Here is an 11,501-nt window from a genome sequence, read left to right on the forward strand (position 1 = left end):
GGTTCCGGGTCGAATCATGAAGCAAGATTCGACCCGGAACCCTGATCCAGCGGGGCAGCCGTTGATCCACAATGGTCGGATGAGGAAGAGCGCCGCGGTGATGGTCGCGATGGCGTTGGCGGCGGCGCTGGCCGGCTGCGACACGGTGGGCGACGGCGATCTCGCCGACGACTGGCGCTCGATGCCGTCGGCCGCGCCGTTCGTCCCGGAACCCGGCTGCCACACCGGAACGGTCGCGGAGAACGCCTCCCGAAAGGACTACGCCGTCGTCGACTGCACCGAGTCTCACGTGTCGGAGACGATCTATGTAGGACAGTTGTCGGGCGCGATCGCGAACGAGAAGTCCCTGCCGCTGGCGACGAACCCGGCGCTGGCGGGTGCGTACACGGAGTGCTCGGGGCGGGCCGATCAACTCCTCGGCTCCTCGTGGCTCGACTTCCTGCTGGAGCTTCGGCTGATCCTGCCGACGGCGGAGGCGTGGCTGGGTGGCGCCCGCTGGTACGGCTGCGACCTGCTGCAACCGACCTCGTACGAGGACGAGACCTATTCGAAGCGTGACGCGGCCCTCAAGGCGGAGACGGCGGTCCGCATGGGCTGCTACCAGACGAAGGTCAGCGGCAGCACCGCCTACCTGACCGAGGTCACCTGCGCTGGCGCGCACAACACGGAGTACGTCGGCTCCTTCGTGGCGACCGCGACGCAGCCCCCAGTGTCCAAGGACGACTGGCAGGCGCTGCACGACCGATGCATGGGCCTGGTCGCGAAGTACCTCGGAGTGTCCTACTCGCAGGCCGAAGACCGGTACCTCGACGTCGCGGGGACGGCGTCGGAGAACTTCGCCGCCGGGCGCAAGGGCGTACGGTGCTTCCTCTGGCTGCGGAACGCCAAGATGGCCGGTTCGGCCAAGGGCCGCAAGACGGCGGTGCCGCGCTACAAGTGAGGGTCAGACCCGCCGCATCACGGAGACGACCTTGCCGAGGATGACCGCCTCGTCGCCGTCGATCACCTCGTACGCCGGATTGCGGGGTTCCAGCAGCACATGGCCGCCCCGCCTGCGATAGACCTTCACGGTCGCCTCGCCGTCGATCATCGCGGCGACGATGTCTCCGCTGTACGCGTCGGGCTGCTGGCGTACCACCACGATGTCGCCGTCGCAGATCGCCGCGTCGATCATGGACTCCCCGCGGACCCGGAGGCAGAACAGCGTGCCCCGGCCGACCAGCTCGCGGGGCAGCGCGAGGATCTCCTCGGGGTGTTCCTCGGCGAGGATCGGGCCGCCCGCGGCGATCGCGCCGAGCAGCGGCACCATCGCCGGAGGCGACGCGTCGGGCGCGTCGGACCCGGTGGGCTGCAGGAACATCCGGACGTCGACGGGTCGGGTGGCCGCACGGCCGCGTCGCAGATACCCGCGGTCCTCCAGGTCGCGCAGGTGCTTCGCGACCGTGGACGTCGAGCTGAGCCCGACGCGGTCGGCGATCTCACGCGCGGTCGGCGGATAGCCGTGCCGGACCACCCAGTCCCGGATCACGCCGAGAATGCCGCGCTGTCGCGGGGTGAGGATGGAGGTGTCGATGTCTTCCGCCAGAACCACCCCATGATCATGGCGTATCCGCCCGCCGGGCGGGCGTTGCCGCGCCGGATCAGGGCCGGCGTCGGTCAGAGCAGCGTACGCACCTCGGCGGCGAGCGCGACGGACGCCTCGATCTCGACCTTGCGGATCGACACGCTCTCCACATTGAACCCGTACGGCATGCCGAGCCGCCGGCAGAACTCGCTCAGCTCCCGGGCGGCCGCGACGCAGTGCCGGTAGGACTCCGCGAGGGGATCGGGCGCGTGCCGCAACGAGTTCTCCAGCCATCGCGGGATGCCGACGCCCAGCCACTTCAAGAAGGCCAGCGTCTTCAGCGATCCGCAGACGGACAGGGTGAACAGCAGCGGTCGGGGCGCGACACCCTGCTCGGCGCAGGCGTAGAAGTAGTCGGACACCATGCTCTTGGTCGAGTCCACGTCGTAGACGACCTGCGAGATGAAGAAGGTGCAGCCGTCGGCCTGCTTGGCCAGCAGCCGGTGGTGCTCGTCGCGGCCGCCGACGTAGCGCTCGGTGATGGCGACGCCGCCCAGCAGCAGCTCGGGCCGGACCTCCCGGCGAAGCTTCTGCGCCTGCGGCAGCCCGGTGCGGACCGCCTTCTGGCTGGACGACGCGCCCACGAACACCCCGAGTACGCGCTGCGGATCGGCGTCGGCCAGCCAGCCCCGCAACTCGTCCTCGGCGTACTTGCCGACGCAGCGGTAGATCACGACCGGACGATCCCAGCCGGTCAGATGCTCGGCGTGGAACGCGGCGGGATCCATCGTCGGCAGGTACGGGAACGGCCGCTCGGTCGGATTCCGGTCGCTCTCGTCGTCGATGTCGTAGAGGACCAGCCCGTCGACGTCGAGCTCGGCCAGCCGGGCGGTCGTCACCGCTGCGATCTCACTGATCTGCTCGGGAGTCGCGCTGCTGCGTGGCGGAGTGATGCCGAACAGCAGCGCTCCGGCCTGGCCGTCGGCCAGCAACTCCGGCAGCGGCGGACGGGGTAGATCGCGCGACATCCGCCGACCCTATCGCGCCGCCCAACCGCGGCCGTTGATCATAGAGTTTCCGGCCGCGACACGCCGTCGACACCGCAGTTAACTCCATGATCAACGCGAAGAAGGGGGGGTGGCGGGGAGGGGAGGGGTGGGTGGGCGGGGAGGGAGGGGTCAGGGGGGAGGGGGTTAGGGGGTGAGGCGCTGTTCTAGGCGGTCGAGGCGTTCCGTGATCGGGATCAGCTGTTCGCGTACCGCCGAGGTCAAGGCGGTGACCACGTCGGCGGTGGGGGTGGCCGCGGACTCGTTGCGCGCGGCCCAGCCGGCCAGCACGGCCGCGACCGCGCGACGGGTCAGCCGCAGGTCGGCGCCCGCGCTGCGGAGCTGGTGGCCCGCGGAGCCGGCAGGTTCCGCGATCAAGCCGAGCAGCAGGTGTTCGGAGCCGACGTAGTTGTGCCCGAGCCCCATGGCCTCGGTGACCGCCAGGCGTAGGGTTTCCTTGAGGGCGTCCTCGTACCGCTGGTCGGACGGCTCGGCTGGCCGCGCGTGGCGGGCGGCGAGGGCGGCGCTCAGCTCCTGGGGCTCGATGTCCATCGACCGCAGTACGCGCAACGCCAGGTTCTCGTTCTCGTCGACGATGGCGGCCAGCAGATCGGCCGTCGTGGCGGGACGGTTGTCCGCCCGCGCGTCGTCGACGGCCAGCGAGACGATCGTCTGCGCCCGCTTGGTGAACCGGCTGAACTGGACGTTCGCCTCCAGGTCCACCTCGTCGTGCAGGGACTCGTGCATGGCGGTGACCCGCCGGACCGCCTGCTCCAAGGCGCGCTGGCAGATCGTGGAGATCGGCAGGTTGGCCTGCTTCACCGCGTCGGCCAGTTCGTCGGAGAGGTAGACGTTGATCTTCGGCATCACGACCGCTCCTCTGGGGTTAGAGTGGGGTTATAACCCCACTGTACCCCTATGGTGACCGCTGTCAACGCTCTTGGCGCTCCAGCCGGAGCGTCAGCCCGTCGAGCAGGCTGATCAGCCCGAAGTCGAAGCTGAGCGCCCGCGCAACCGCCGGGTCCTCGGCTTTGTAGGAGTCGTAGCGGTCGATCAGCTCGGGATGGTCGGCCGCGGCCTCGACGAGCAGCGGCCGCATCTTGAGCTGCAGGGCCTGCGGGTCGCCGCCCGACTTCGCGACCATCGCCCGGTACGCGACCTCGGAGGTGACGGTGCCGAGCACGTAGGAGAAGACCGCCGCCCAGGCGAAGTCGATGTTCGAGCGGACGAACCCGGCTCCGGTCAGGGTGCTGGTGACCCGGCTCATCGAACGCAGCGCGTTCGGCCCGATGGCGGGGCGCGTGCCGATGAGGGGGACGGCCCACGGATGCCGGATGAGCGTGTCCCACATGGAGTACGCGTACCGCTGGACCACGTCGCGCCAGCGCAGGTCGTCGCCGACCGGGACGGTGAACTCTCCGTAGACCTCGTCGAGCACGAGTTCGAGCAGCTCGTCCTTGTTCGCCACGTGCCAGTAGACGCTGGTCGCGCCGGACCCGAGCCGGGCGGCGAGGCGCCGCATGCTCAACGCGTCGAGTCCCTCCTCGTCCAGCAGGGCGAGGGTCTCCCGGACGATCTGGGCGCGGTCGAGGTTCGAGGACTTGGCCGGCCGCTTCTCGCGCGTCCATACCGAGGTCACCGGAGTCTGCATGACTTAAGCATAATCGGTCTCGCACACTGTGCGAGTCGGTCGTACAGTGTGCGAATGGACTCGAACACTGTACGAGAGACGGCTGCCCCGGCCGAGCGGGACCCGCGACGCTGGTGGATATTGGCGGTCCTCTGCCTCAGCCTGCTGGTTCTGGTCGTCGACAACACCGTGCTCAACCTCGCCATCCCGGCGCTGATGACCGATCTGAAGGCGACCCCCGCCGACATCCAGTGGGTGCTGGACGCGTACATCCTGGTATTCGCCGGGCTTCTGCTGACCTCGGGTTCGCTGTCCGACCGGTTCGGCCGCCGCAGGCTGCTGCTGCTCGGGCTCGCCCTGTTCGGTGGCGCGTCGACGCTGGCCGTGCTCGTCACCGAGCCGTGGCAGTTGATCGGCGTACGCGCGCTGATGGGAGTGGGCGGCGCGCTGCTGATGCCGAGCACGCTCTCGATCCTCATCACGGTCTTCGACGAACAGGAGCGCCGCAAGGCGTTCGCCGCCTGGAGCGCGGTCGCGATGCTGGGCGTCATCGCCGGCCCGACCGTCGGCGGGTTCCTCCTCGACCACTACTGGTGGGGCTCGATCTTCCTGCTCAACGTGCCCGTCGCCGCGGTCGCCATCCTCGCGGCGGTGCTGCTCATGCCGGAGTCGCGCGGCCCCGCCCGCAAGCTGGACCCGGCCGGCGTCGTGCTGTCCACAGTGGGCATGAGCGCCCTCGTGTACGCCATCATCGCCGGGCCGGCCGACGGCTGGTCGGAACCCAGAGTGCTGGTCGCCGTCGCCCTCGCGGTGCTGGGGCTGGGCGCGTTCGTGTTCTGGGAGACCCGCAGCGCGTCGCCGATGCTGCCGCTGGAACTGTTCCGCGACCGCCGGTTCAGCGGCGCGAGCTTCTCGATCGTGCTGCTGTCCTTCGGCACCGGCGCGTTGCTGCTCATGCTCACCCAGTACCTCCAGCTCGTGCACGACTACACGCCGATCAAGGCCGGACTGGCGTTGCTGCCTTATGCCGTCGCCGCCGCGCTGTTCAACGCGGTCGGGGCGGCCCTGGGGCAGAAGGTCAGCAACAAGGTGCTCATCATGGTCGGCCTGGTCGTCATCTCCGTGGGCTTCGTGGTCATCGCCTTCCTCGACGCGTCCAGCAGCTACGGCGCGCTCATCACCGGGCTCATGATCATGGGCGTCGGCGGCGGCCTCGCCGGGCCGGCGGCGTACGCGACGCTTCTCGGTGCGGTCCCGCAGCAGCACGCCGGCGTCGGCTCAGCCCTCAACGACACCGTCCAGCAGGTCGGCATGGCGTTGTCGGTCGCGGTCCTCGGCAGCGTCCTGGCCGGCGTCTACACCTCGCGGATGCCCGACGAGGCGCCGGCGGTGGCGCGCGAATCACTCGCAGGCGCGCTCTCGCTCAACGACGCCGGGCTCGCGGCCATCGCCCGCGACGCCTTCATCAAGGCCATGTCGTTCGGCTCGTGGGCCGCCGTCGGCTTCTCGCTGGCCGCCGCGGTGCTCGCGGCCGTCCTGCTACCCAAGCTCCGCCCGGCCCCCGCCACCCCGCAACCCATCGAGTACGCCGAAAGCACCACCCCCTAACCCCCCGCCCCTCCCCGCGCCCCGCTTCCCCCCGCCTCTCCCGCCCGCCGCCCCCGTCTCTCCCCGTTGATCATGGAGTTAACTGTGGTTTCGCCGGTGTGTCATGACTGGAAACTCCATGATCAACGGCCAGGGCCGGGGCCGGGCCGGGGCCGGGGCGCGGGCCGGACCGGGCCGGGGGCGCGGGGGGAGGCGGGGCGGGGCCGGGGGCGCGGGCCGGGTCCGAGGGCGGGGCCGGGGGAGCGGGCCGGGTCCGAGGGCGGGGCCGGGGGAGCGACGGCGCAGGTTAGCGGGGGGCGGAGCGGGACAGCCACCAGGCGAAGGCGAGCTGGAGGACACCGGTGAGGATGAGCCAGATCGCCGCGATCCAGACGATGAAGACGAGACTCGGCGAGGGAAAGACCAGCAGGATCAGGCCGAAGAACGCGTTCATCAGGCCGATGACGATGGCCACCGACCGCTCGCCGGGCGGATTCTGGAAGGCCGCCACGATCTCGGCCGCCCCGGCGACGATCCATCCGATGCCGACGAGCACGACGATCGTCCGGATCGAGGCGGGCAGGTTGGCCGCCACGACCACCCCGGCGATGAGGTAGATCAGGCCGGTGACGATCCGCCACACCCGGGCGCGACCAGTCCGATGCCCGGTGACGCCGGTGAGGATCCGGGCGAGCCCGAGCAGGAACAGGGCGATCGCGAGCAGCCAGCCGAAGACCTCCAGCGTCTGGCCGGGCCAGACCAGCAGCACCAGGCCCAGCACGATCGAGGTGACCGCTCCGGCGGGGGTGGCGCTGCGCCAGCCGCTGACCTGCGTCATCGTCATAGATCGACGGTACGGGGCGAAGCCGCCGCGAAGGTGGGAAATGTCCGCAAGCGACCGATGGGTTCGACGTTAATCGGTGCTCGTCCGGTGGACGCCGTTCAGCCGCGCATGTTTGATCTTGCAGGAGATCCCACCTACGGCACGGTCGGAGTGGAATAGTCGCAGGCATGGCCCGGCCCTCCCTCTACGAGTACGCCGGCGGCGGCCCCGCGATCCTGGCACTGGCCGCCGCTCACCATCAGCGGTGTCTCGACGACCCCGTGCTCAACCACCCCTTCTCCCATCCCGGTCATCCGCAGCACGTCGAGCGGCTGGCGGCGTACTGGGCCGAGGTGCTCGGCGGCCCGGCGGGGTTCACCCCGTTCGGCGGGCAGGCCCAGATGCTCGGAATCCATTGCGGCAACGAGGCTCCCACCGAGATGGGGGAGCGGTTCTACGCGTGCTTCGTCCAGGCGATGGACGACGCCGGGCTGCCGGACGATCCCGAGTTCCGGGGCGCGCTCTCGGCGTACATGCGGTGGGCCGTCGACGACGTCATGGACCACATGAGCCGCGACGCGGAAGTCCCGGCCGGGGCGCCGATGCCGCGCTGGTCCTGGGACGGTCGGCAGGCGTGACCGACCCGGCCGACGACCTCTACGGCCTGCCGCAGGCGGAGTTCACCGCCGCCCGGGACGCGGCGGCCCGCGACGCGAAGGCGGCCGGCGACAAGATGCTGGCCGCCCGGCTCGCCAAGCTGCGCAAGCCGAACGCGGTCGCCTGGCTGGCCAACCAGCTCGTCCGGCAGCGGCGGGAAGCCGTCGAGCAGCTCGTCGACCTCGGCGATCAGCTGCGTGCGGCCACCGCGCGGCTCGACGGCGAGCAGCTCCGGCGGCTGTCCACCCGGCAGCACGAAGTGGTCGCCGACCTGGTACGCCAGGCGCACGAACTCGCCGACCGCCCGGTGGCCGACGCGACCGAACGCGGGCTGGAGCAGACCCTGCGATCCGCACTGGCCGATCCGGCCGCCGCCGACGAACTGCTCGCCGGGCAGCTGTCCGAAGGGCTGTCCCGGATCGGCTTCACCAGCCTGCTCAGCGCGGTCCCGACCGACAACGCAGTCGACACCAGTACGCAGGGCGCTCCGGCGGGCAAGCCGCGTTCCAAGGCAGCGGCCGCCGCGGGGGAGTCCGCGAAGCCGGAGACGGCGGTGGAGCGTACCGAACGCAAGGCGGAGAAACGACTGCAAGCGGCGGCTGAGGCCGCCCGGAAGCGGGCCGAGGAAGAGCTGGCCGATGCCGAAGGCCTCCTCCGCACCGCACGGGACACAGTGGACGAACTCCGGCAGCGGCTCGATGAGGCGTACGAGGGACGGGCCGAGGCCGACCGCGCGGTGCAGGCCGCCCGGAAGCGGCTCCAGCAGGCCGACCGCGACGCCCGGCTGGCCGCGCGTGGGCTCACCGACGTCAGCGTGCGGGCTTCGGACCGATGATCGTGGGCGGCTTGGCGCCGAGGAAGAAGATCCCGGGGTAGGTCTCGAACCCGTCGCTCTTATTGCGGCGCAACGTCGAGTTCTCGATCGTCATCGTCCCGGTGCGGTCGTTGCTGACGAAGAACACGGCTCCACCGCCTTCGGCGGCCCGATTGTCCTGCACGATGCTGCCCGCGATGGTCACCGTGAACCGATCGCCGTCGGTGTAGATCGCGCCGCCGCTGCCGCCGCCGGGCGTACCGGGGCGGGCCGGGTTGGCGCCCTTGCCGATCGCGCGGTTGTGCGTGAGCAGGCTGTTGAGCACGACCCAGGACACGCCGATGCTGCTCAGCGCGCCACCGTTCGAGCAGACGCCGCCCTGCCCGGACGCGCCGCCGAAGGTGCTGCTCACGATGTAGACGGGCTTGTCCTGGTACTGGTCGAGCACCCGGAGCGCGGCCCCACCCAGGTCCGGTCCCGTGGTGTCGCATTTGTTCCGCAGGAAGCGAGAGCTGACCACCTTCACCCGGCCGCCGCGGACGAACATCGCACCTCCGCCGCCGCCCTCCGTCGCGTCCCCAGTGGAGTTGCCGTCGGCGAAGGTCAGGTTCTGCACGGTCAGCTGCGGCGAGGCCTGGTCATTGCAGTGCGACGTGGTCCACACCAGCGACTTGTCGCAGGTGTTCATATAGAGGATGCGGCGCTTGCCACCACCGCTGAGGGTCACCAGGCCGCCGCCGTCGAGCACCACCTTCGCGCTCGTGTTGCGTACCCTTGCGGTGCTCTTCATGGTGATCGTGACCGGCGCGGGGCCGCAGGAGAAGGTGATGACGCCACCCTTGGCCACGGCCGCGACCACCGCCTCAGAGGTGCAGCTCGCCGCGGTGCCGTTGCCGATCACCCGATCGGGTTTGCCGGTGTCGACCGCTTTCGCCTCGGCGGGCACCTTGGCCGTCCCCTTCGGATTACCCGCGGTGAACGCGGCGACCGGCTTCGACGGCGACGGCGAGGCCGCCGCCGAGGTCGCGGTCACCGCGCCGGGCGACGGCGAACCGCTCGACTCGACCCACGTCGTGGCGGGGTCGGCCGAGCCGCATCCGGCGAGGGACAGACAGAGGAGGAGGGCGAGTCTGCGCACCTCAGGCATCCTACGAGGGGTACGCGGATCGGCGTGTGCCACGTTGTCCAGTCGGCAACGCAGCGAAACGCGATCCTGCGGCCGGGCGCGAAAGTCGCGGAGATGATGTCCGGGTGGGGGGTGCTGGCGTCCCGCCGGTCGGCGGTAACGTTGCGCAACCGCAGGCGGGCGGTATAGTCCGTCGCCGAGCCCACCGACGACCCCACGGCGGGCTCGTGGCCGTTTGGGAGGGTGGCGCGCAATGTCCCAGAACGAGGAGTCGTACCGAGGCGACGGGCCGTCCCGTCCGTCGTTCGCGCAGGTCATGCGCGGGTACGACAAGCGCCAGGTCGACTATTACGTCGAACAGGTCGCCGGCGACCTCGCTACCCTGTCCACCGAGCGGCAGCGCGCCTTCGACCAGGTCCAGCGGTTGAACAACCAGCTGCAGCAGGCTCGGGTTGAACTGAGCGAGCTGCACCAGCGGCCGCAGCAGCTCGAGCGCGCCTCGTTCGGTCACCTCGGCACGATGGTCGACCAGATCATCGGACTCGCCGAGAAGCAGGCCGAGGCGATCGTCAACGCGGCAGCCCAGCGCGCCACCGATCACCAGGCCGAGGCCGACAAGACGGTGGCCGACGCGCGAGAACTGGCCGACAAGATCCGGTCCGACGCCCAGGCGGCGCGGGAACAGGCCGACCAGGACGCGCAGCAGACCCGCGAGAACAGCCTCGAAGAGGCCGAGCAGGCGCGTAAGGAACTGCAGCAGGAGATCGAGGCCGCCCGCGCGCAGACTCAGCAGGAGCTGACCGAGACGCGTACGGCGCATGAGGCCGACCTGGCCCGGCTGCGCAACGAGACTGAACAGAAGAACGCCGGCCTGCAGGCCGAAGCCCAGCAGTACGCGTCTGAGCTGCGCCGAAAGGCGGGCGAGCAGAACGCCGCGCACCAGCAGCAGCTCGCCGCCGTGCAACAGGAGATCGAGGTACGCCAGCAGGGCCTGGCCCAGCTCCAAGCCGCGCTGGACAACGCCCAGCAGCGCCTGGGCGAGGCGCGTCAGCAGGGCTCGGTCGCCGCGAACGAGCTGACCGAGTTGCAGCGCCGCTTGGTCGAGGTGAAGCAGGAGCTGTCCAGCGAGCTGAACCGGCTCAACGACGCCCGCCGCGAGGCGGACGCCACCGAGCGGCACGCCGAAGAGGTGCGGGCGCGCTTGCAGCGAGAGGCCAAGCGGATGGCCGACCGCGCCGCGCAGGCGGTCATGGCCGCCGCCGCGATGAGCGCCGAGACCGGCGAGTACCAGATGGTCGCGATGCGGCCCGACGGCACCACGATTCCGGTCGACACGCCCGCACCGGTCGACACGCCCGCACCGGTCGCTGAGCCCCTGGCGGAGTCGCCCGTTTCGCCGGCCGCCGCGGCGTACGCGCCGACCGAGGAGCACCCGCGCGTGCAGAGCAGCCCCGAGGAGCACGTACGCGTCCCCGGCGGAGCCGAGCAGCGGGCGATGGAGCGGCCGCGCGTACCGGAGTCGAGTTTGTTCTCCGAGCGCAACGGCAACCACGCTCCGGCTGCGGCCGAACGCAACGGCCGGGACCGGTTGCTGTTCGACCGCGACGCCTTCGACGGGTTCACCGCCGGCCGACGCGCCGCCGAACCGCAGGCTGCCGACGCCGTAGCGGTCGTGCCCGAGGGCGCGCCCCGGCCGGAGCTGCCGCGCCGGGACGACCCTGCGCGTACTGACGAACTCGCCGACCTCCGGGAGTCCGCCGCCGTCATCGAGGCGCTGGTGGACGAGGCTGAGGATCTGGAAGAGACGGTCGACGCCGAGCTGGCCGACGACGACCTGCCCGCCGACGAGGACGGGCCGAATCGCGACGAGCTGGGCCGGCTCATCCCGACGCAGCGCGGACTCCAGCCGCACGTCGCCGCCGAATAACCTCGTACGCCGAGCGCCCGCGGGCGCGCCCCCGAACCTCGGGGCGCGCCCGCTTCGCTGTGCCCCGCGCGTTCGCGGGCGGCGTGCGCCCGCCCGCTCACGTCGCAGCCGCTGTGGGCTCGCGCTGCGGATGCCTCTGGCTCGCGCCGCGGGTGCCTCTTGGCTCGCGCCGCGGGTGCTGCGGGCTTGCGCCGCGATCTCCGGAACGCCACGTACCTAACGCGGCCTCTGATAGGTGCACAGCGTTCCGGTGGTGCGCGGGCCGCCCCGCGATGGCGTGGTGCCGCCCCGCGATGGCGTGGTGCCGCTCTGCGGCCGAGGCCGTCC

Annotated in this window: 11 protein-coding genes; 5 read left to right on the forward strand and 6 right to left on the reverse strand. The window is 71.0% G+C overall.

The genetic code is table 11. The features are described 5' to 3' along the window. Positions 1-79 precede the first annotated feature (79 nt). On the forward strand, positions 80-940 hold the full coding sequence (locus tag AB0M47_RS39630) for a septum formation family protein (protein WP_363423416.1): 861 nt from the start codon (positions 80-82) through the stop codon (positions 938-940). A gap of 3 nt (positions 941-943) precedes the next feature. On the opposite strand, the gene lexA is transcribed toward AB0M47_RS39630, so the two are convergent. The 4 genes from lexA to AB0M47_RS39650 all read right to left on the reverse strand — a co-directional run bounded on the left by lexA (position 944) and on the right by AB0M47_RS39650 (position 4,261). Beyond that, positions 944-1,591, reverse strand: a complete 648-nt coding sequence (lexA, locus tag AB0M47_RS39635) for a transcriptional repressor LexA (RefSeq protein ID WP_363423418.1) — start codon at positions 1,589-1,591, stop codon at positions 944-946. Positions 1,592-1,656: 65 nt separating this feature from the next. Beyond that, entirely contained in the window at positions 1,657-2,592 is a 936-nt protein-coding gene (locus AB0M47_RS39640; protein ID WP_363423420.1) for a 5,10-methylenetetrahydrofolate reductase, read from the reverse strand. 165 nt (positions 2,593-2,757) lie between these two features. Further along, positions 2,758-3,477 carry a Clp protease N-terminal domain-containing protein gene (locus AB0M47_RS39645; protein ID WP_363423435.1) on the reverse strand — a complete coding sequence of 240 codons (720 nt, stop codon included), beginning with the start codon at positions 3,475-3,477 and terminating at the stop codon, positions 2,758-2,760. Between the two features lie 64 nt (positions 3,478-3,541). Beyond that, positions 3,542-4,261 carry a TetR/AcrR family transcriptional regulator C-terminal domain-containing protein gene (locus AB0M47_RS39650; RefSeq protein WP_363423422.1) on the reverse strand — a complete coding sequence of 240 codons (720 nt, stop codon included), beginning with the start codon at positions 4,259-4,261 and terminating at the stop codon, positions 3,542-3,544. Positions 4,262-4,315: 54 nt separating this feature from the next. Here AB0M47_RS39650 and AB0M47_RS39655 point away from each other — a divergent pair, with 54 nt between their 5' ends. Beyond that, positions 4,316-5,848 (forward strand): MFS transporter, encoded by a 1,533-nt coding sequence (locus AB0M47_RS39655; RefSeq protein WP_363423424.1) that lies wholly within the window; start codon positions 4,316-4,318, stop codon positions 5,846-5,848. A 286-nt stretch (positions 5,849-6,134) separates the two neighbouring features. Here the strand turns inward: AB0M47_RS39655 and AB0M47_RS39660 are convergent, their stop codons facing one another. Beyond that, on the reverse strand, positions 6,135-6,671 hold the full coding sequence (locus tag AB0M47_RS39660; protein WP_363423426.1) for a DUF308 domain-containing protein: 537 nt from the start codon (positions 6,669-6,671) through the stop codon (positions 6,135-6,137). 167 nt (positions 6,672-6,838) lie between these two features. On the opposite strand from AB0M47_RS39660, the gene AB0M47_RS39665 reads away from it, so the two are divergent. Together AB0M47_RS39665 and AB0M47_RS39670 are read left to right on the forward strand one after the other, a co-directional pair. After that, entirely contained in the window at positions 6,839-7,288 is a 450-nt protein-coding gene (locus AB0M47_RS39665) for an oxidoreductase (protein WP_363423428.1), read from the forward strand. After that, positions 7,285-8,142, forward strand: a complete 858-nt coding sequence (locus AB0M47_RS39670; protein ID WP_363423430.1) for a hypothetical protein — start codon at positions 7,285-7,287, stop codon at positions 8,140-8,142. Before AB0M47_RS39665 ends, AB0M47_RS39670 begins: the two co-directional genes overlap by 4 nt. Here AB0M47_RS39670 and AB0M47_RS39675 read toward each other — a convergent pair. Beyond that, entirely contained in the window at positions 8,117-9,259 is a 1,143-nt protein-coding gene (locus tag AB0M47_RS39675) for a hypothetical protein (protein WP_363423432.1), read from the reverse strand. The two genes, AB0M47_RS39670 and AB0M47_RS39675, sit on opposite strands and share 26 nt — an antisense overlap. Positions 9,260-9,500: 241 nt before the next feature. On the opposite strand from AB0M47_RS39675, the gene AB0M47_RS39680 reads away from it, so the two are divergent. Then, positions 9,501-11,174 (forward strand): DivIVA domain-containing protein, encoded by a 1,674-nt coding sequence (locus tag AB0M47_RS39680; protein ID WP_363423434.1) that lies wholly within the window; start codon positions 9,501-9,503, stop codon positions 11,172-11,174. Positions 11,175-11,501 lie beyond the last annotated feature (327 nt).

This window comes from Hamadaea sp. NPDC051192, assembly GCF_040682475.1.
Classification (GTDB): Bacteria; Actinomycetota; Actinomycetes; order Mycobacteriales; family Micromonosporaceae; genus Hamadaea; species Hamadaea flava.

Excerpts from the sequence above, each read along its gene's own strand:
- AB0M47_RS39645 (WP_363423435.1), bottom strand. The coding sequence starts at position 3,477 with ATGCCGAAGATCAACGTCTACCTCTCCGACGAACTGGCCGACGCGGTG.
- AB0M47_RS39655 (WP_363423424.1), top strand. The coding sequence starts at position 4,316 with ATGGACTCGAACACTGTACGAGAGACGGCTGCCCCGGCCGAGCGGGAC.
- AB0M47_RS39630 (WP_363423416.1), top strand. The coding sequence starts at position 80 with ATGAGGAAGAGCGCCGCGGTGATGGTCGCGATGGCGTTGGCGGCGGCG.
- AB0M47_RS39650 (WP_363423422.1), bottom strand. The coding sequence starts at position 4,261 with ATGCAGACTCCGGTGACCTCGGTATGGACGCGCGAGAAGCGGCCGGCC.
- AB0M47_RS39680 (WP_363423434.1), top strand. The coding sequence starts at position 9,501 with ATGTCCCAGAACGAGGAGTCGTACCGAGGCGACGGGCCGTCCCGTCCG.
- AB0M47_RS39660 (WP_363423426.1), bottom strand. The coding sequence starts at position 6,671 with ATGACGATGACGCAGGTCAGCGGCTGGCGCAGCGCCACCCCCGCCGGA.
- AB0M47_RS39640 (WP_363423420.1), bottom strand. The coding sequence starts at position 2,592 with ATGTCGCGCGATCTACCCCGTCCGCCGCTGCCGGAGTTGCTGGCCGAC.
- AB0M47_RS39665 (WP_363423428.1), top strand. The coding sequence starts at position 6,839 with ATGGCCCGGCCCTCCCTCTACGAGTACGCCGGCGGCGGCCCCGCGATC.